This is a genomic window from Variovorax sp. DAIF25 (assembly GCF_050711835.1).
Lineage (GTDB): Bacteria > Pseudomonadota > Gammaproteobacteria > Burkholderiales > Burkholderiaceae_C > Variovorax.
This window is the reverse complement of sequence record NZ_CP136636.1, coordinates 3,493,739-3,512,361: the sequence shown is the minus strand read 5'-3', so window position 1 is coordinate 3,512,361 and position 18,623 is coordinate 3,493,739. Positions and strand designations below refer to the sequence as shown.

Genomic DNA, 18,623 nt, shown 5'->3' with positions numbered 1-18,623 from the left:
CATTCCCACGCAACCCCGTTTTTCACAGAGGAGAATTTCTTGAGTACCCCCGCCTGCCCGCAAGATCGCATCACCGCCTGGAAGCAAAAGTGGAACGAGAGCCCGTTCCTCAAAGCCCAGGGCCTCGAAGTCGAAGAAACCGGCGTGGGCCGCGTCACCGTGCGCCTGCCGCAAGTGCAGCCGACCCAGCTCGGCGGCGGCGGCACCGACAACGAGCTCAACAGCGGTGTGCTCAACGGCGGCGTCATTTCCTACATGTTCGACGGCGCGCTCGGCTGGGCCATCATGTCGGCGCTCATGGACATTCCCGAAGCGAAAGAAATCAACCCCTCCGACCTGCGCCAGTTCACCATCAATCTCGATATCACCTTCCTCGACGCCGCCATGGGTTCGCACTTCGAGGCGCATGGCCGCATCGTGCGCTTGAGCAAGTCCACCGCCTTTGCCGAGGGCGACTTCGTCGATGCCAACGGCAAGGTTTGCGCGACGGCCAAAGGCATCTGGCGAGTCTTCTGGCCGCGCAACAAGATTGTCGCGGCCCGTTGATACCAGACGGCCGCCAGACCCTGTCCCACCACTTCACTCAACCCACCGGAGACAAACATGACCAAGACCACCCTACGCATAGGCAGTGCCTCGGGCTTCTGGGGCGACACCGAATTCGCCGCCGCCCAATTGGTGCAGCAAGGCAACATCGATGTCCTGGTGTTCGACTATCTGGCCGAGATCACCATGTCCCTGCTCAGCCGCGCCAAGGCCAAAGACCCGGCGCAGGGCTATGCACCGGATTTCGTGGCTGCCCTCCAGCCCCTGATGAAGGAGCTGAAGTCGCGCGGCATCAAGGTCATTGCCAACGCGGGCGGCGTCAACCCGTCCGCCTGCCGCGCCGCGCTGGTTGCGGCGGCCCAGGCCGAGGGCGTCGACCTGGCGATCGCCGCCGTGCTAGGCGACGACTTGATGCCGCAGGTGGAGGCACTGCGGGCGGCCGGCACCCAGGAAATGTTCTCCGGTGCGCCGTTCCCCCAGAAGGTGATGAGCGCCAACGCCTATCTGGGCGCCTTCCCAATTGCGGCTGCGCTGCAAGCCGGTGCCGACATCGTCGTCACCGGACGCTGTGTCGATAGCGCGGTGACGCTGGCGCCGCTGATTCATGCCTTTGGCTGGACCGCCGACGAATACGACCGCCTGGCGCTTGGCAGCCTGGCCGGACACCTGATCGAGTGCGGTACGCAGGCCACCGGCGGCAACTACACCGACTGGGACACGGTGCCGGGCTGGGACGACATGGGCTTCCCGATCGCCGAGTGCCGCGCCGATGGCAGCTTCGTTGTCACCAAGCCCGAAGGCACGGGCGGGCTGGTCTGCCCCTCGACCGTGGGCGAGCAGATGCTCTACGAGATCGGCGACCCGCGCGCCTACATCCTGCCCGACGTGGTGTGCGACTTCACGGGTGTCACGCTCACGCAGATCGGCCCCGACCGCGTCGAAGTCAAGGGCGCGCGCGGCCGCGCACCGACCGACCAGGCCAAGGTCAGCGTCACCTACGCCGACGGCTTTCGCGCCATGAGCCTGTTCATGATCGGCGGCATCGATGCCGGCGCCAAGGCGCAGCGCGTCGGCGCCGCCATGCTGGCGCGCATGCGCCGCCACTATGCGCAGCGCGGCTGGCCCGACTTCACAGAGACCTGTGTCGAAGCCATCGGCGCCGAAGACACCTACGGCCCGCATGCACGGCCTGATGCGCGTGAAGTCATGCTCAAGGTCGGTGTGCGCCACCCGCTCAAGGACGCGCTCGAACTGTTTTCGCGCGAAGTGGCGCCGCTGGCCCTGATGTCGGCCCCGGCGATCACGGGCTTCACCGGCGGGCGTCCCAAGGTGCAGCCCGTCGTGCGCCTGTTCTCGTGCCTGGTGCCCAAGGCGAAGGTGGTGGCGAGCATAGACATGGGCGAGCAGACCGTGCCCGCGCCGCAGTGGAGCGGCCAGCCCTTCAACCCTGCCAGCCTGCCCACCGTCACGGGCCCGCTGCCCGCTGCGAGCGCCTTTGCGCGCGGCATGCGCCCCGTGCCGCTCGTCAAGCTCGCCTGGGGGCGCAGCGGCGACAAGGGCGACGCGGCCAACATCGGCATCATCGCGCGCCGCCCCGAATACCTGCCCTTCATCCGTGCCGCGCTGACCGAGCAGGCCGTGGCCGACTGGTTCGCGCACCTTGTCAAAGGCAAGGTCGAACGCTTCGACCTGCCGGGCACGCATGCGCTGAACTTCCTTTTGCAGGAAGCGCTGGGCGGTGGCGGCATTGCATCCATCCGCATGGACCCGCAAGCCAAGGCCTACGCGCAGATGCTGCTCGACTTCCCCGTGCCCATCCCCGCCGAGATGGCGATCTGATGGCCGCACAGTTCCCCTCGATCCCCACCACACGACCCCAAGGAGATAGTCCATGAACGCCCCCACCACCCGCAACACCGCCATGGAGGCCATGCAAGCGCGCATCCGCGACATTCAAGAAGCCACGCGCGGCGTGACCGCCCAGTACGACCGCGCCTACATCCTGCAGTGCATCAAGGAAGACCGCTTCCCCGACGAACTCTGGGCCAAACTCGGTGAGTTCGGCCTGCTGGGCCTCTCGATCCCCGAGGAATACGGCGGCTCGGGCGGTGGCGTGCTCGAAATCACCGCGCTCAACGAAGCCCTGGCCCTGGCCGGCGTGCCCACGCTGTTCCTCGTCGTCACAGGGCTGGGGCGCGTGCCCATCGTGCGCAACGGCACGCCCGAACAGATTAAGAAATACGTCACCCCAACCTGCACCGGCGAGAAAAAGTTGTGCTTTGCCATCACCGAGCCCAACGCCGGCACCAACAGCTTCGCCATGACCACGCTCGCCACGCCGAACGGCAAGGGTGGCTGGACGCTCAACGGCCAGAAGGTATTTATCTCCGGCGCGCGCGACGCCGACTTCATGCTCGTCGTGGCGCGCACCACCCGCGCGGCCGAGGTCAAGAACCGCACCGAAGGCATGTCGCTGTTCGTGCTGGACATGAAAACGCCTGGCATCCAACTGACGCAACTCAACATCCAGGTGGAAACGGCCGAGCGCCAGTACATGGTGTTCTTCGACAACGTCGAACTGCCCGCCGACGCACTGATCGGCGAGGCCGGTAAAGGTGCCAAGCTGATGTTCGAGGGCCTGAACTCCGAGCGCCTCCTGGCCGCTGGCGCTGCCATCGGACTGGGCGACTATGCGCTGGCCAAGGCAGTGGCCTATGCGAAGGATCGCAAGCCCTTTGGCAAACCGATCGGCTCGTACCAGGCGCTGCAGCACCGCATGGCACAGGCCAAGGCCCAGATCGAGGCAGCGCGCCTGATGACCTACAACGCCGCCGAGCGCTTCGACGACGGCGAAGATGCCGGCGCACACGCCAACATGGCCAAGCTGCTGGGTTCGCAAGCAGCCGTTGCAGCCGTCGAGGCTGCGCTGCAAACCCACGGGGGTTACGGTTTTGACCGCGATTACGACATCGTGACGCTTTGGCCTATGGTTCGTCTGCTGGAAATCGCGCCGATCAACAACGAAATGCTGCTCAACTACATTGGCGAGCACGTGCTGGGTTTGCCGAAGTCGTATTGAACCTTGAAACCGCAGTTGACCGGATGAATGCCATCCCCTGCATCAGGCTCCCGAACCGGGGCTCCCGGCATCTCGACTGGCGGTCGCAATTTTCAGAAAGTCACGTGTTTGAGCACCGTTGCTATTGGCAGGTGCAGGCGCCTGCTCTCTGAACATGTGCGCCACTCGCTCCCAACCCACTTCCGCAGCGGCCAAGCGGCCACGAGGCCGACCGCGCAAGACACCAGACCAGCGCGACGACGGCAACCGCCGACAAGACCTCATCCAGGCCGCGGCGAATTTGTTTCGTCGTCATGGCTTCAACGGTACAAGCACACGTCACATCGCCTCTGCCGCCGGCATGCGTTCCGGGTCGCTCTTTTGTCACTTCAAAAGCAAGGAGGCGCTGTTGTACGAGGTGATTCAGAAAGGCATGCGCAGCGCTCTGGCGCGCCAGACGATTGTCCTACGTGGAAAACACGACGCTGCGGCCACTCTGCGGCAGCTGATCCGTTTGCATTTCGAAACGCTACTGGAAACGAACAGCGACTTCATGTGGGCAGTACTCTACGAGTCGCGCGCACTCAACACTCGGCAGCTCCGCCTCATCGAAGAGCTGCAAAGCAACTACGAAGCAGCATGGACGCCCGTGCTCCATGAACTCGCATCAACCGGCTGTCTGCGGGCCGAGGTACCATTGGCGCGCCATTTGATCTTCGGCTCACTGAACTGGTCATTGCAGTGGTTCGACGCAAAGAATGGAGCTTCGCTGGATGACCTGACCGACGCGATGGTGGCGCTGGTGATGCACGACACGCCGCGATAGCATATGGCGACTAACGAACCTGACACTGTTTGACTCGACCTGCCTGCTGCCAGTTTGCAACTTACCCTGGGTTGTCGGATTCTCATGGCCACAGCTTTTTGTAGTTGCCCAGTATTTTTACTGCCCGTCTGCTCCCACCGAAACAAGATAGCCAACAGAGGAGTCAGGCTCGATTCCTAGACACCCCCCTCGGAGGGCATTTGCGGGCCGACCGCTTACTTGTTGTAGTCGGCAACCACCTTCCACTTGCCATCGACAATTTGCGACAGGCGCGACGCATCGCTGCCAAGCCGCTTGGTCGGTGAAAAGATCATCTGCGGGCCGCCAAAGATGTCAGGCGGGAAGGTCATCGCATCCATCGCCTTGATGAAGCTGTCGGTCGTCAGATTCTGGCCAGCTTTTTGAGCCGCCTTGCCAAAGATGTCAATGGTGTTGTAACCATAGACCGAGAACACCCCCGGGTCTTCGTTGAACTTGGTCTTGTATTTGTTGGCCCAGAAGCGGATCGGCTGCGAATCGTCGTCCAGATAAGGGTTTTGCACCGTCATGGTCGCGTACAGCCCGTCCATGGCTTTGCCGCCGAGTTTGTGGATCAGGTCGGCGTAGGTCGCCGTGGAACCGATAAACGTTGGGTTGTAGCCAAGCTTACGAGCCGTCGCAATGCCGCCAATGGTTTCACGAATGACGGTGCCCAGCACCACCAGATCACATTCGGATGCCTTGAGCTTGGCGACCTGCGACGAAAAATCCGTGGCGCCGCGCTTGAACGTGGTCTTCTCGACCATGGTCATGCCAATGGCTTTGAGGCCTTCGTCCGCGCCGCGCTGCACTTCCAGTCCGTACTCATCGTCCTGGTACATCGAGCAAACTTTTTTGGCATTCTTCTCCTTGACGAGCCTGGGCAGGGAGAGTCTCATCCCGTCGTAGTAAGAGGCCAATTGGGAGTACTTGAGTCTGTGAAACGGCTCATACATTTCACGGGCCGCAGTCAAGGGAAAGAAGTTGATCACGTTTTTGTCAAACTGCACCGGCATGGCGGCCAGGTTTTGCGCCGTTCCGATATGGCCCATCATCATGAAAATTTTGTCTTGGTTGACCAGCTTCTGCGCGGCCAGCACGGCTTTTTTGGGGTCATAAGCCGAGTCTTCCACAATGAGTTTGAGCTTGCGGCCATTGATGCCACCCTGCTCATTGATTTCATCCACCCGCAGCATCATGCCAAGACGGGCCTGCTTTCCAGCACTCGCCAGCGGACCCGAGAGATCCTGAATCGAGCCCAGGGTGATCTCGGTCTTGCTGACGCCCTGACTTTGGGCCTGGGCAAGTGTCGCCGACAAACCAGTGGCCAGTGCCAGGGCGGCAAGCGTCATTGTCGATTTAGGTTTCATCACTTATCTCCATAAAAATCAAAAAATTACCGGTACATCGCCTCAATTTGGCAAGCGTACTTCTTTTCCACCAACTTGCGTTTTAGCTTCATCGTCGGTGTCAGTTCTTCGTCTTCTGCCGTCAGTTGCGTGTCGAGCAGGAAAAACTTCTTGATCTGTTCTACTCTGGCAAATTTCTTGTTGACCCGTTCAATCTCGGACTGGATTAATCCCAGTACTTCGGTGGTGCGCGTCAAGCTGGCGTAATTGCTGAAGGGTATGTCCCCATCCTGGGCAAACTTTTCGACGTTTTCCTGATCGATCATGATGATGGCTGTCAGGTAGGGGCGCTTGTCACCAATGACCACTGCATCGGTGATGTAGGGCGAAAACTTCAGCTCGTTTTCGAGCTCGCTCGGCGTGACGTTTTTGCCGCCGGCCGTGATGATGATGTCTTTCATCCGGTCGGTGATGCGGAAGAATCCGTCTTCGTCCATGAGGCCGATGTCGCCGGTGTGCAGCCAGCCCTCAGCGTCAATTGCCTCAGCGGTTTTTTCGGGCTGGTTCAGGTAACCCATGAACACATTGGTGCCACGCACGAGGATTTCCCCGGTGGTGGGGTCCAGTTTGACTTCGTTGTAACTAGCCGCCGGGCCGATGGAGCCGGGTTTGATGCGGCTGGCCGGCACGCCGGTCGAGGCGCCGCCGGTTTCCGTCATGCCCCAGACCTCCAGCATGGGCACGCCCAGCGCCATGTACCACTTGACCAGTTCGGGCGAGATCGGGGCAGCACCGGTCACGCAAAAGCGCGCGCGGTGTATGCCTATCAGCTTGCGCGCATTGTCCAGCGCAATCCAGCTGGCGATCATGAACTGCAGTTTGAGCCAACGGCTGATCGGCTGATCCGCCATGATCTTGTCGGCGATCCGGCTGCCCACGCCGATGCTCCAAGCGTAGGCGGCCTGCTGCAGCCGGCTGGATTCTTTCAGGGCAATCGTCACACCGGAGTAGAACTTTTCCCAGACGCGGGGCACCGCCAGAAATACGGTCGGTGCGATCTCGCGCACGTTTTCTGGAATGGTTTCAGGGTTTTCGACAAAGTTGAGTTTGGCGCCCGTATAGAGCGCAAGGTATTCCCCTCCCATGCGCTCAGCAATATGGCACAGAGGCAGAAAACACATGCGCTCATCGTGCTCGTCCTGCGCCATCAGCGTGTTGAAGCCGCGCGCCGTGAACACCAAGCCCTTGTGGCTGTGCATGGCACCCTTGGGCTTGCCGGTGGTGCCCGAGGTGTAGACCAGGATGGCCAGGTCTTCGGGCCGGCGGGCCCGGCCGCGCGCCTCGACCGCGCCCGGATGCTGGGCGAGGTACCCGCGCCCGAGCTCGCGCAGATCGGCAAGACTGATGACATCGGGCTCGTCCAGATCGCGCAGGCCTTCCATGTCAAACACCACGATCTTGCGCAGGTCGGCAAGCGCGCTGCGCACTTCGAGGGCCTTGTCGAGCTGTTCATCATCCTCGACAAACAGTATGGTGGTTCGGGAGTCTTCGCATAGGTAATGCACCTGCGACGCAGCGTCGGTGGGGTAAATGCCGTTGGCCACGCCGCCGCAGCTCAGCACGGCCAGATCGGCCAGCACCCATTCGATCACGGTGTTCGACAGGATGGACGCGCATTGCCCCGGCGCAAAACCCAGGCTCAGCAGGCCGCCGGCGATCTCTCGCACGGCCTCGCCGGTCTGGTTCCAACTCCAGCTGCGCCAGATGCCGAGTTTTTTCTGCCGCAGCCAGATTTTGTCCCGGCGCTGTTCGACCGCGTTCCAGAACATCGCCGGAATGGTCTCGCCCTCAAGCACCACGCGGGTTTCGGGCTGGACGTGGGAGAGATCCCAAAGATTAGACATAGAGCCCCCACGCTTGCCACTGCGTGTGCTGCGCTGCCCCCCGAGGGTGCGCAGCGCATGCGGACTGGCAAAGCCTGATCTGCGGCCCCGGCTTGGCGAATTCTTCGGCCATCTTCATCTCCATGTTTTTTTCTTCTTCCAGCGCCGCTCGCTGCGCACGCCGTCTTCCTTCATGCCCAGATAGAACTCCTTGATGTCTTCCTTTTCCCGTAGCCGGGCACAGGTGTCTTCCATCACGATGCGCCCGTTTTCCAGCACGTAGCCGTAGTCGGAAGCGTTCAGGGCCATGTTGGCGTTTTGTTCGACCAGCAAGATGGTGGTACCGCGCTCGCGATTGATGCGCACCACGATCTCGAAGATTTCCTTGGTCAGCTTGGGCGACAGGCCCAGGCTGGGCTCGTCGAGCAGGATCAGGTCCGGGTTGGCCATCAGCGCCCGGGAAATGGCCAGCATTTGCTGCTGTCCGCCCGAGAGCAGGCCTGCATCCTGCATGGCGCGCTCCTTGAGGATGGGGAAGTACCGGTACACCGTTTCCATGTCGCGCGCCACGCCGTCGCGGTCCCTGCGTGTGTAGGCGCCCATGAGCAGGTTGTCATGCACGCTCAGCAGTGGAAACACCTCGCGGCCCTCCGGCACATGACTCAGGCCCTGCTGGACGATGTAGACCGGGTCCTGCGCCGTGATGTTGCTGCCCTTAAACTCGATCGAGCCTTTGCGTGGATCGATGATGCCGGAGATAGTTTTCAGAATGGTGGTTTTGCCGGCGCCGTTGGAGCCCAGCACGGTGGCAATTTCGCCGCGGCGCACCTGCAGGCTGACGCCGCGTATGGCCTTGATCGGGCCGTAGGCACTCTCCACGTTGAGCAGCTTGAGCATGGACTGGTCGTTGACGGGCGGCGTTGCGGCGCTCATTGGGCATCCCCGCGCAGATCAGGTGCCTGGTGCGGTCGGCGCAGCGAGGACACATCGTCGATGGAGCCGAGGTAGGCCTCGATCACGCCAGGGTCGTTCTGCACTTCGCGCGGGGTGCCCATGGCCAGGACCTCGCCCTGGTTCATGGCCAGCACACGGTCGGAGACCTTGGAGACCAGCGTCATGTCGTGCTCCACCATCAGCACGGTGATGCCCAGCTCGTTCTTGATGTCCTGGATCCAGAAGGCCATGTCGTCGGTTTCCTCCACATTGAGCCCCGAGGACGGTTCGTCGAGCAGCAGCAGTTTGGGTTCGGTGCACAGTGCCCGGGCCAGCTCCACCACCTTGCGCACGCCGTAGGGCAGGCCGGCGACAAAGGAGTCACGGTGGTGCTGCAGGCCCAGCAGGTCAATGACCTGCTCGGCTTTTTCGCGCGCCTGCAGCTCGGCTGCGCGGGTTTTTCCGGTGAAAAATATTTCGCTCCACAGACCCGTCTGCCGGTGTGTGTGCCTGCCGATCAGCAGGTTGTGCAGCACCGTGGCATGTTCAAACAGTTCAATGTTCTGGAACGTGCGCGCAATGCCCAGCGCCGCAATCTTGTGCGGCGGCTGATCCGTCAGCTTCGCGCGCATGTAGTCTATCTCGCCGGAGGTCGGTGTGTAGATGCGGCTGATCAGGTTGAACAAGGTGGTTTTACCCGCGCCGTTGGGGCCGATCAACGTGAACACCTCGCCCTGCTTCACGTTGAAGCTGACGTTGTTGACGGCCAGAACGCCACCGAAACGGACGCTGAGATTTCTTGCCGATAGCAGGGGCTGGTCGGCAGTTTGTTGGGTGTCGGTCATTTCAAGCGATCCGATTTCTGGTAGGTTTTTTGACGCTTGAACATGCCTTTGCGGTAGAACGGAAAGGTCTGCAGGTAGGTGCGTATCTTCAACCAGCGCCCATACAGCCCCAGCGGTTCAAGCAGAACAAAGGCAATCAGCACCATGCCGTACACCACGCCTTGCAGGCCCGGCGCCTGTCCGATGGCCGCGGGGAGGTAGTCCTTGACCAGCGCAATGGCCTGCGGCATGGAGATCAGGAAGATGGCGCCCAGAAAAGCGCCGTGCACCGAGCCCAGGCCGCCCACTACGATCATCAGTAGCAGGTCGATCGACTGCAGGAGGTTGAACTGATCGGGCGAGATAAACTGAAGCTTGTGGGCATACAGCGCACCCGCAATGCCGGCCAGCGCGGCAGACAGTGCAAACGACAGCGTCTTGTAGCGGGCCAGGTGAATGCCCATGCTTTGTGCCGAGATTTCCGAATCGCGGATGGCCACAAAGGCGCGGCCGGTCGGCGAGCGCAGCAGATTGAGAATGGCCAGCGTCGCGCCGATGGCGATCACCAGGCAGAGAAAGTAAAATGCTTCCCCGCTACCCAGTTTCCAGCCAAACAGGTCGGGCGCCTTGATGTGGATACCGGCATTGCCGCCGGTGACGGATTCCCAGCGCGCAAATACTTCTTCGACAATGAAGCCGAACGATAGTGTGGCCATCCCCAGATAAATGCCTTTGACGCGCAGTGCCGGCAGCCCCACGATCAGCCCGACTGCGGCGGACAGGCCCGCGGCGCAAGCCAATGCGATTGGGAAGGGCAGGCCAGCGTTCGTCAGGACCGCCTGCGTGTAGGCACCGACGCCGAGAAAGGCCGCGTGGCCCAACGAAAACAGACCGGTAAACCCGACCGCCAGCATCAGTCCGAGTCCGGCGACGGCGTAGATCAGGATGAAAGTCAACTGGGCCAAGTAGTACTCGGCAAACAGCCACGGTGCTGCTAGCAGCATCAGCAACAGGACACTGTACCAGAACACATGGCCGCCATGCTTGGCAAGATTGATATCCTGCCCGTAGTCGGTCTTGAAGATAAATCTCATGTCTTTTGTTTTTCTGGATGCGGTGAGCGACACGAAGTGAAAGCGTGTGGGTTCATACTTTCTTACGGAGTTTTTCGCCGAACAGGCCGTTGGGTTTGACCATCAACATGATCAGCACCACCACATAGGGAGCAATGTCCTTGAAGCCGTCGGGCAGGTAAAAACCCGACAGCGACTCGACGGTCCCAATGATCAGTCCGCCCACAATCGCGCCGGGCAGGCTGCCAAAACCGCCGACCACCGCCGCCGGAAAAGCCTTCAGGCCGATAAAGCCCATGTTGGCGTGCACATATGTAATCGGTGCCAGCAGCAGGCCGGCGATGGCCGCCACGGCAGCAGCCAAGCCCCACACCAGGCCGTTGAGGCGCTTGACCGGAATGCCCATGTAATACGCAGCCAACTGGTTTTGCGACGAGGCCTGCATGGCGATGCCGAGTTTGCTGTACTTGAAAAGTGCAAACAGCATCAGGCACAGCACGGCGGTGCTGCCGATGACGGCCATCTGCTCGACGTTGAGGATCAACGTACCCTGCGCGTTTACGTCCCCGCCGATTTTCCAGATCATGTCCTTGTACGGCACAGGCAGGGTGTGGGTTTCGGTGCCTATGCCCGGGATCATGGTGATCAGGCCGCGCGCCATATAGCCGACGCCGATGGTCAGCATCACAATGGAAAACGCCGGCTGCCCAAGGATGGGCCGAATCACCAACCTCTCCAGCAGCACGCCGAACAGCGCCATGCCGGCGATAGAGCTGAGTACCGCCAGCCAGAACGGAAAACCGAGCATGGCCATACTGGCAAGCCCGCCGAACGCGCCCAGCATCATCAGCTCGCCTTGCGCGAAGCTCACGGTTTCGGTGGCCTTGTAGATGAGAACGAAACCTAGGAGTCTGCGCGGCAGAAGGATGACGAGTTTGAGAAGGCTTGGTAGATTGCGGTCATGGCCGCAAGTTACCTCCCCTACGAACCGCAACAACAACGGCTGCTGCCCGAAGCGCTGCAAGACTGGCTGCCCGAGGGGCACCTGGCGTACTTCATCAGCGACAGCGTCGACAGCCTGGATCTGAGCGCCTTTCACGCCCGCTACGCCAAGGCAGGCCCACGCAACCAGCCGTTCCACCCGGCCATGATGGTCAAGGTGCTGATCTACGGCTACGCCACCGGCACCTTCAGTTCGCGCAAGCTCGCAGCCAAGTTGTTTGATGACGTGGCCTTGCGGGTACTGGCCGCCGAGAACTATCCGGCGCACCGCACGCTCAGTGACTTCCGGGCACTGCACCTGCAAGAGCTGTCGGCCCTGTTCGTGCAGGTCGTTGGCCTGGCGCGCGAGTGCGGCCTGGTCAAGCTGGGCACCGTGGCGGTGGACGGCACCAAGCTCAAGGCCAACGCCAGCCGCCACAAGGCCATGAGCTACGAGCGCATGCTCAAGGCCGAGGTCGAGCTCAAGGCGCAGATCGACGGACTGCTCAACCGGGCCAAAGCGGCTGACGATCTGGAGAAGAACGAGCCCGACGTTGACATCCCCGGCGAAATCCAGCGCAGAGCCGACCGGCTGGCCGCGATCACGGCGGCCAAGCTGCGCCTGCAGCAGCGCCAGCAAGAGGTCGATGCAGCGCGCGGGCGCAACCCGGACGACCAGCGCAAACCCCGCGACAAGGACGGCAAACCCAAGGGCGGGCGCTACAAGCGCGACTTCGGTGTGCCCAAGGACAACGCCCAGGAGAGCTTCACCGACACGGACAGCCGGATCATGAAGCGAGCCGGTGGGGGTTATGACTACAGCTACAACGCGCACACGGCGGTGGACGAGGCCGCCCAGATCGTGGTGGCGGCCGAACTCACCAACAACGCCGCCGACAGTGATCGCCTGCCGGTGCTGCTGGCGGCGGTCAAGGCCAACCTGGGACACGACGCCGAGCAGGTGCTGGCCGATGCGGGGTTCCGCTCGGAGGCGGTGTTCGAGCAGCTCAAGGACAGCCCGAGTGAGTTGATCGTGGCGCTGGGGCGAGAGGGCAAGCAGGCGGTGAGCATCGACGCGAACCAGTACCCGCACACCGCAGCGATGGATGCCAAGCTGAGGGCGCCACGGGGCCAGGCGGCCTACCGCAAGCGAAAGTGGCTCGTGGAGGCACCCAACGGGTGGATCAAGAGCGTGCTGGGGTTCAGGCAGTTCAGTCTGCGGGGGTTGGAGAAGGTCCAGGCCGAGTTCAAGCTCGTGTGTCTGGCGCTGAACCTGCGCAGGATGTGCAGTTTGCGAGGGACTTGAGGGGATTGGCGGCTCTCAGGAGGCCGCGCAGGCCACGCACCAGGCGCTCGAACGGGCGCATCAGGTCCCGCGTTGGCCGCAACGACTATCAAATCCCCTGCGGCGGCGAAAACGAGCCCGCAAACCCATCAGCAAAACGCTCTGCCGCGCAGACTCCTAGGGCAATGAGCCCGTAAATGCAGCCTTGCGCGATGCCGCCGATGATCAGTTGGAGTAATTGCACTTTGTCTCCAGAATTTTCTTTCTAACTGTCATTTGTTTGATGAGGCGGATTCTATCGTTGAAAAAGGAGGGCACAAGAAATTTGCCCCAGGGCTAACCCTTGGATGATTCGATGCATGGCCCAGCGAAACCCGTAGCAGTCGCTCAAGGCCTGACATCGGCCTTGGCCGCAACGAAGTCAGGGCCCAGTGACGACAGCCGCACCGCTTGCCACCAGCGCCTCGATGTCGCTGGCCGAACAGCCGCTCTCGCGCAGCACGGCGGCGGTGTGCTCGCCAAGACGCGGCGCCGGCGCCAGTTCGCTCACATCGTGACCAACCCAGCGCGCGGGCACGCCGAAGGTGCGTAGGGGGCCTTCGCTCGGATGCTCTACATGCTGGAAGAAGCTGACGGCAGACAGGTGCGGGTCATCGAGCAGGGACTCCATGGTGTTCAGCGGCATGGCGGGCACGTCAATGCGTTCGAACAGCGCCAGCCAGTGCGCCGAGCTGCATCCGCGCAGCGTCTCGCCGAGAAAGCCATACACCTCGTCGATGTGCCGGGTGCGGCTCGCCAGATCGGCGAACCGCGGATCAGCCAGCAGGTCGTCGCGCTCGACGCTGCGCAGAAAACGCTGCCAGTGTCCGTCGTTGTAGACCAGCGCACAGATGTAGCCATCGCTGGTAGCGTACGGCCGCCGCCCCGGCGACAACAGCCTCACATAGCCGCAGCCGCCGCTGGGCGGCTCGAAGGTGTGCCCGTAAAGATGGTCGGAGAGCACGACGCTGGCCATGGTTTCGAACATCGGCACGTCGATGCGGCAGCCCCGCCCGGTTCGCTCTCGCGCGTACAGCGCCATCGCAACGCTGTGCGCGGCGTGCAGCCCCACCATCCGGTCGGCGATGGTCAGCGGCACGTAGCGCGGTTCGGGCAGTCCGGCACGGCGCTGCAGATCGGCGATCCCGACCGCTCCCTGGATCAGGTCGTCGTAGGCCGGCCGGCCCGCGTAGGGGCCGTCCTCGCCATAGCCGTACATGCCGCACCAGACGATGCGCGGGTTCAGCGCCGAGACATTCTCGAAGTCCAGTCCGAGCCGCTCGATCGATGCCGGTCGCAGGTTGTGGATGAACACATCGGCCTCCGCAATCAAACGCCGCATGGCCGCCAGGCCGCCCGGCTGCTTGAGATCGAGCACGACGCTGCGCTTGTTGCGGTTCAGGTGAAGGAACATCGGACCCATGCCGGCGTTGCGGCCGGGGCCGATGTGGCGCGTCGAATCACCCTCGGGGGATTCGATCTTGATCACGTCCGCACCATGGTCACCGAAAATCTGCGTCGCATACGGCCCCATCAGCACCGCGCTAAGGTCGATCACCCGAACGCCAGCCAGCGGGCCTGCGAGCGCAGCCTTGTCTTGTCCGTTCGTCATCAGCAGCTCCTCCGATCGATTTGAGGCTTCCTCAGCGTCATGCTGTGAGGAAAACCCGGTTGACGGCTGTGCATCCTACCGCTATTCTCATATTTGAATGGATATTCCGATATCAGAACAAACAGTGAGCATCGATCCAATGAGCATGTCAATCGCCTCCCAGCGGGAACAAACGGGCGTTGCGCACCGCGACCGCGTGGATCAGACGCCGATGTCGGTGACACGCGTTCTGCAACTGCTGCGGCTGCTGGCCGACCAGCCCGGCGGCTTGGCGCTTGCGCCCTTGTGCGTTTCAATGAATGCGCCGAAGACCAGCGTGCTCTCGCTGTTACGGGGCCTCACGGTCCATGGCTACCTGCAACGCAGCGACGCGGTGTATCGATTGGGCCCCGAATCGTTCTCTCTCGGGGCTTCGCTGTTGTCGGCACGCTCGCTCGACGTCGTGGCCATGCCGTTCCTGCGCGAAGCCGTGGCGCGATCCGGCGAGACGGCCCTGCTCGCCACGATCGACCGCGCCGCTGGCCAACTCATCTACAGCCCGATCATCGAGAGCACGAGAACGATTCGATACGCCGTGCCGGCCGGAACGACGCGACCGCTGTTTGCCTCGTCCGCCGGTCGCGTACTGCTCGCGTTCCAGGACGAGGCATGGCGCCGCGAATACCTGCAAAGCGCCAACCTGCGTGCAATGACCGAGCGCTCTGTCACCGACCGAAAGCAACTTGCGCGCATTATCGAGAAGGTCAGGTTGGACGGCGTGGCCGTCACGATCGGCGAGGTGGCTCCCGACGTTGCGGGCTTTTCAGCCCCGATCTTCGAACCCGACGGGCGCGTGAACGCGGCGCTGATCGTCGCTGCACCGATCGAGCGCGGTCGCGTCGCGGCCGATGACCTGCAGCGCCTGGTGGTGGAGCTGGCAGCCAATATCTCTCACGCGCTCGGATACCAGTGCGGGGCTGGCATCGCGAGAGATGGCAGCGCGTCACGTCCGAAAAACGACTCGAATCCGCCGCTTACGGCATGACAAGGCGGTACGGTGCCGCGCAACGACTTGAAAAGGAGACTAACCTCATGAACAACGAACTTCTCTACGAGGTGAGCGACGGAATCGCCGTCATCACCATCAACCGCCCAGAGCGCCGCAACGCCCTGAGCAGGGCCGTGCGCGAAGGCTTTTTCGAGGTCTGGCGCCGCTTCGAAGCCGATGCCGATGCCCAGGTGGCCATCCTCACCGGAGCCGGCGACAACTTCTGCGCCGGCATGGATCTGGTCGAAGCGGCCGATACCCAACTGCGCATTCCGCCGCCTGGCTTCATGGCCGTACTCGGCGACACCGTCGAAGTCACCAAGCCCGTCATCGCCGCGGTGCAGGGCTATGCCTATGCTGGCGGCTGGCTGCTGGCGCAGATGTGCGACCTGTGCGTAGCCGACGAGACCGCCAGGTTCGCCATCACCGAAGCCAAGGTCGGGCGCGGGATGCCGTGGGCTGCGCCGGTCATCCACATGCTTCCGCAGCGCATCCTGATGGAAGTCGCGATGACCGGCGACCCGCTGACGGCGCAGCGCGCCTATGAACTCGGTTACATCAACCGCCTAATGCCCAAGGGACAGGCGCTGCAAGGGGCCAAAGAGCTGGCCGCCAGACTCATGGCCAACGCGCCGCTGACGGTGCGCGCGGCCAAGGAAATGGTCCGCATGTCCACCGAAATGGGGCGGACCGCCGCGCTACGGGCCTCCAATCGCGCGTTCGACGCCGTCTATCTCAGCGAAGATGCGCTTGAGGGTCCGCGTTCGTTCCGCGAAAAGCGCAAGCCCCAGTGGAAGGGCCGTTGAAATGAGCACACTCACGACTACACGCATTCCATCGTCGGCCACAGGCTTCACCCCCCGCATCACGCAGGAACTGGCCGAGCGCAACGCCGCCCTGTGTTATGCCGATCTGCCCGAGGATGTGCGTCTGCGGGTCCGTCAGTGTCTGCTCGACTGGATCGGGGTGACGCTGGCTGGCGCGTGCGAGCCGCTGGTGCACATGCTTGCCGAAGAGGCGCACGAGCAAGGCGGCCACGCCCAGGCCACGGTAGTTGGGCATGCCATGGCGACCTCGACCCGGCAGGCAGCGTTGATCAACGGCGCTGCGTCGCACGCGCTCGATTACGACGACGTCAACATGGCCTGCACCGGCCATCCCTCGGTAGTCCTGATCCCTGCCTTGCTGGCCTTGGCCGAGTCGCGCGGCGTCAGCGGACGCGACTTTATGACCGCCTTCGCCGCAGGCTACGAAACGATGTGTCTGTTGGGGCTGGCTACCGGCGAAGCACAGTATGCCAAGGGTTTCCATACCACGGCCACGCTCGGTACGATCGGTGCCGCCGCAGCCTGCGCGCGCTTGCTGCAACTCGACGCCGACGACACCGCCACCGCGTTCGGCATCGCCAGTACGATGGCCGCCGGGCTGAAATCCATGTTTGGCACCATGTGCAAGCCCTTGCACGCCGGACGCGCCAGCGCAGACGGTCTGCAAGCGGCTCAGTTAGCCGCGCGTGGTTTCACCAGCTGTGCCGATGCGATTGAATGTCCGCAAGGCTTCATGGCAACACACGGCGGCAAAGTATCACTGGAAACGGCCGCGCCCGACGGCGGTTGGCACCTGCGCCACAACCTGTTCAAGTTCCACGCTGCATGCTACGGCACCCATGCCGCCATCGAAGCCGCGCGCCGCTTGCGCCTGCATCACGCCTTGCGGCCTGACGACGTGCGTCGTGTGACGGTGCGCGTCGGTGCCGCCAGTGAAGGCGTGTGCAACATCGCAGAGCCGCGCACCGGGCTCGAGTCCAAGTTCAGCCTGCGTCACACGGTGGCGATGGCGCTGGCCGGGGTCGACACCGCTGGCCTGGACAGCTTCAGTGACGACGCAGTGCGAGCCCCCGATGTGGTGGCACTGCGCAAGCGCGTGACAGTCGAACTCGCGCCACAATGCCCGGGACTGACGCTCGGCGAGGTGGTGATCGAGACCCATGCCGGCGCCATGCTGCGCCAGCGCCACGATAGCGGACGCCCAGCCAAGGACCTGCACGAACAACAGCAGCGGCTGGAGGACAAGTTCCGTCGTCTGGTCGAGCCAGTGCTCGACGCGTCCGAGGGCGACGAGTTGATCGACCTGGTGGCCCGGCTCGACACCCTGACCGATCTCTCGCCGCTTGCAGGCATGCTGGCCCGCCGGGCGCCCGCCCGCCTTCTCTAAAGATACCGCCCACCAGCGCCCGCATGTCCACAATGGCTTTCGGAAGACAGCTCGGCCAGACCTGTCCGACGAGCCGGTGCTTTTCCCGTGTCGATCATCGACCCGTCATTGGTTTTTGATTGGATTGCGCTCGATACGCTCCAGCAGCCACTGCAGCATGGCAATCGTTTTATCGCGCTCGCGCTGCTGCGGGTGGTGGCCCACTGCCGGCAGAGCGGTCACCTCAAGCGGCATCCGTCCGTTCTGGAACAAAGAAACCGCGCTGGGGCGCCAGCCGTATTCGTCGTCACTGCCGAACAGCGCCGCCACCGGGCAGCGCACCGCGGCAATCTCGGCACTCATGTCCCATTGCAAGGCGCTTGGGCTGGCCCAGGGCTCGTACCAGCCCCAGAACATGGTGTCGGTGTTGTCGCCATGGTGACGTTTGAGCTTGTCGCGCAGCCCTTCGTGTTCGAAGGCACGGCGCGCGCCGGACATGGCGTCGACCATGAACTGATCAAGCGCAATGGTCGGTGAGCAAGCGAGCACGCCGCACACCAGTTCGGGATGTGCCGCCGCCGCAAGCACCGACATGGCTCCGCCGTCGCTGTGGCCGAACATCAGCGCGTGTGTGATGCCGAAATGGCGCAACACCTCACCCAACACGGGGCCGGCTTCCTCACGCCGGTAACTCGGCTCACGTCCGCCTACCAGACGCTCGGAGCGTCCATAGCCAAAACGGTCGTAGGCCAGCACAGGGCAGCCACTGGCCTCAGCCAGTGCCTGCGGCAGGTCTTTCCAGGTGGTGATGCAGTCCAGCCCGCCGTGCATCATGACGATGGTCGGGCGTCCGGCGCCGATCTCGCCCCAGGTGGTGGCGGCGAGCCGATGGCCGCCCGCGAACAGTTCGTGTTCTTTCATCATGTCAATCGGTCCCTTTGTTGCGCACTGCAGAGGCTCGGCATTCGTTCGGCTG

At 62.8% G+C, this 18,623-nt stretch carries 16 protein-coding genes; 8 read left to right on the top strand and 8 right to left on the bottom strand.

Translation table 11 applies throughout. The annotated features are described in order from the left end of the window. Nucleotides 1-39: 39 nt before the first annotated feature. The 4 genes from R0232_RS16385 to R0232_RS16370 all read left to right on the top strand — a co-directional run bounded on the left by R0232_RS16385 (nucleotide 40) and on the right by R0232_RS16370 (nucleotide 4,430). On the top strand, nucleotides 40-546 hold the full coding sequence (locus R0232_RS16385) for a PaaI family thioesterase (protein ID WP_431512783.1): 507 nt from the start codon (nucleotides 40-42) through the stop codon (nucleotides 544-546). 57 nt (nucleotides 547-603) lie between these two features. Next, entirely contained in the window at nucleotides 604-2,385 is a 1,782-nt protein-coding gene (locus tag R0232_RS16380; protein WP_431512782.1) for an acyclic terpene utilization AtuA family protein, read from the top strand. A 52-nt stretch (nucleotides 2,386-2,437) separates the two neighbouring features. Further along, nucleotides 2,438-3,625 (top strand): acyl-CoA dehydrogenase family protein, encoded by a 1,188-nt coding sequence (locus R0232_RS16375; protein WP_431512781.1) that lies wholly within the window; start codon nucleotides 2,438-2,440, stop codon nucleotides 3,623-3,625. Nucleotides 3,626-3,779: 154 nt separating this feature from the next. Beyond that, nucleotides 3,780-4,430 (top strand): TetR/AcrR family transcriptional regulator, encoded by a 651-nt coding sequence (locus R0232_RS16370; protein ID WP_431512780.1) that lies wholly within the window; start codon nucleotides 3,780-3,782, stop codon nucleotides 4,428-4,430. Nucleotides 4,431-4,645: 215 nt separating this feature from the next. On the opposite strand, the gene R0232_RS16365 is transcribed toward R0232_RS16370, so the two are convergent. The 6 genes from R0232_RS16365 to R0232_RS16340 form a co-directional block, all read right to left on the bottom strand. Beyond that, nucleotides 4,646-5,818, bottom strand: coding sequence for an ABC transporter substrate-binding protein (locus tag R0232_RS16365; protein ID WP_060983763.1), 1,173 nt, complete (start codon nucleotides 5,816-5,818; stop codon nucleotides 4,646-4,648). A gap of 26 nt (nucleotides 5,819-5,844) precedes the next feature. Beyond that, nucleotides 5,845-7,701 (bottom strand): AMP-dependent synthetase/ligase, encoded by a 1,857-nt coding sequence (locus R0232_RS16360; RefSeq protein WP_431512779.1) that lies wholly within the window; start codon nucleotides 7,699-7,701, stop codon nucleotides 5,845-5,847. 114 nt (nucleotides 7,702-7,815) lie between these two features. Beyond that, entirely contained in the window at nucleotides 7,816-8,613 is a 798-nt protein-coding gene (locus R0232_RS16355; protein ID WP_431512778.1) for an ABC transporter ATP-binding protein, read from the bottom strand. Beyond that, the gene (locus R0232_RS16350) at nucleotides 8,610-9,458 is read right to left on the bottom strand and encodes an ABC transporter ATP-binding protein (protein ID WP_431512777.1); all 849 of its coding nucleotides are present in this window, start codon (nucleotides 9,456-9,458) and stop codon (nucleotides 8,610-8,612) included. Before R0232_RS16350 ends, R0232_RS16355 begins: the two co-directional genes overlap by 4 nt. Beyond that, a complete protein-coding gene (locus R0232_RS16345; protein WP_431512901.1) occupies nucleotides 9,455-10,531 on the bottom strand; it encodes a branched-chain amino acid ABC transporter permease in 1,077 nt (358 codons plus the stop codon). Before R0232_RS16345 ends, R0232_RS16350 begins: the two co-directional genes overlap by 4 nt. Nucleotides 10,532-10,583: 52 nt before the next feature. Beyond that, nucleotides 10,584-11,438: a branched-chain amino acid ABC transporter permease gene (locus R0232_RS16340; RefSeq protein ID WP_431512900.1), complete on the bottom strand. Its 855-nt coding sequence runs from the start codon at nucleotides 11,436-11,438 to the stop codon at nucleotides 10,584-10,586. 33 nt (nucleotides 11,439-11,471) lie between these two features. Between R0232_RS16340 and R0232_RS16335 the strand changes: the two genes are divergently transcribed. Beyond that, entirely contained in the window at nucleotides 11,472-12,797 is a 1,326-nt protein-coding gene (locus R0232_RS16335; protein ID WP_431512776.1) for an IS1182 family transposase, read from the top strand. Between the two features lie 400 nt (nucleotides 12,798-13,197). Here R0232_RS16335 and R0232_RS16330 read toward each other — a convergent pair whose 3' ends face one another. Continuing rightward, complete coding sequence (locus tag R0232_RS16330; RefSeq protein WP_431512775.1) at nucleotides 13,198-14,427, bottom strand: CaiB/BaiF CoA transferase family protein; 1,230 nt, start codon at nucleotides 14,425-14,427, stop codon at nucleotides 13,198-13,200. A gap of 145 nt (nucleotides 14,428-14,572) precedes the next feature. On the opposite strand from R0232_RS16330, the gene R0232_RS16325 reads away from it, so the two are divergent. Genes R0232_RS16325 through R0232_RS16315 form a run of 3 tightly spaced genes read left to right on the top strand, consistent with a single transcriptional unit; the run spans nucleotide 14,573 to nucleotide 17,668 of the window. Further along, nucleotides 14,573-15,451, top strand: coding sequence for an IclR family transcriptional regulator (locus R0232_RS16325; RefSeq protein ID WP_431512774.1), 879 nt, complete (start codon nucleotides 14,573-14,575; stop codon nucleotides 15,449-15,451). A gap of 47 nt (nucleotides 15,452-15,498) precedes the next feature. Beyond that, nucleotides 15,499-16,260 carry an enoyl-CoA hydratase-related protein gene (locus R0232_RS16320; protein ID WP_431512773.1) on the top strand — a complete coding sequence of 254 codons (762 nt, stop codon included), beginning with the start codon at nucleotides 15,499-15,501 and terminating at the stop codon, nucleotides 16,258-16,260. Between the two features lies 1 nt (nucleotide 16,261). Further along, nucleotides 16,262-17,668 carry an MmgE/PrpD family protein gene (locus tag R0232_RS16315; RefSeq protein ID WP_431512772.1) on the top strand — a complete coding sequence of 469 codons (1,407 nt, stop codon included), beginning with the start codon at nucleotides 16,262-16,264 and terminating at the stop codon, nucleotides 17,666-17,668. A 105-nt stretch (nucleotides 17,669-17,773) separates the two neighbouring features. Here R0232_RS16315 and R0232_RS16310 read toward each other — a convergent pair whose 3' ends face one another. Continuing rightward, a complete protein-coding gene (locus R0232_RS16310; protein WP_431512771.1) occupies nucleotides 17,774-18,571 on the bottom strand; it encodes an alpha/beta fold hydrolase in 798 nt (265 codons plus the stop codon). Nucleotides 18,572-18,623: the final 52 nt, after the last annotated feature.

What these genes read in the sequence shown, in the direction of transcription:
- R0232_RS16375 (WP_431512781.1), top strand. Translation starts at nt 2,438, where the DNA reads ATGAACGCCCCCACCACCCGCAACACCGCCATGGAGGCCATGCAAGCG.
- R0232_RS16325 (WP_431512774.1), top strand. Translation starts at nt 14,573, where the DNA reads ATGTCAATCGCCTCCCAGCGGGAACAAACGGGCGTTGCGCACCGCGAC.
- R0232_RS16335 (WP_431512776.1), top strand. Translation starts at nt 11,472, where the DNA reads ATGGCCGCAAGTTACCTCCCCTACGAACCGCAACAACAACGGCTGCTG.
- R0232_RS16310 (WP_431512771.1), bottom strand. Translation starts at nt 18,571, where the DNA reads ATGATGAAAGAACACGAACTGTTCGCGGGCGGCCATCGGCTCGCCGCC.
- R0232_RS16320 (WP_431512773.1), top strand. Translation starts at nt 15,499, where the DNA reads ATGAACAACGAACTTCTCTACGAGGTGAGCGACGGAATCGCCGTCATC.
- R0232_RS16330 (WP_431512775.1), bottom strand. Translation starts at nt 14,427, where the DNA reads ATGACGAACGGACAAGACAAGGCTGCGCTCGCAGGCCCGCTGGCTGGC.
- R0232_RS16360 (WP_431512779.1), bottom strand. Translation starts at nt 7,701, where the DNA reads ATGTCTAATCTTTGGGATCTCTCCCACGTCCAGCCCGAAACCCGCGTG.
- R0232_RS16355 (WP_431512778.1), bottom strand. Translation starts at nt 8,613, where the DNA reads ATGAGCGCCGCAACGCCGCCCGTCAACGACCAGTCCATGCTCAAGCTG.
- R0232_RS16315 (WP_431512772.1), top strand. Translation starts at nt 16,262, where the DNA reads ATGAGCACACTCACGACTACACGCATTCCATCGTCGGCCACAGGCTTC.
- R0232_RS16365 (WP_060983763.1), bottom strand. Translation starts at nt 5,818, where the DNA reads ATGAAACCTAAATCGACAATGACGCTTGCCGCCCTGGCACTGGCCACT.
- R0232_RS16380 (WP_431512782.1), top strand. Translation starts at nt 604, where the DNA reads ATGACCAAGACCACCCTACGCATAGGCAGTGCCTCGGGCTTCTGGGGC.
- R0232_RS16370 (WP_431512780.1), top strand. Translation starts at nt 3,780, where the DNA reads ATGTGCGCCACTCGCTCCCAACCCACTTCCGCAGCGGCCAAGCGGCCA.
- R0232_RS16350 (WP_431512777.1), bottom strand. Translation starts at nt 9,458, where the DNA reads ATGACCGACACCCAACAAACTGCCGACCAGCCCCTGCTATCGGCAAGA.
- R0232_RS16345 (WP_431512901.1), bottom strand. Translation starts at nt 10,531, where the DNA reads ATGAGATTTATCTTCAAGACCGACTACGGGCAGGATATCAATCTTGCC.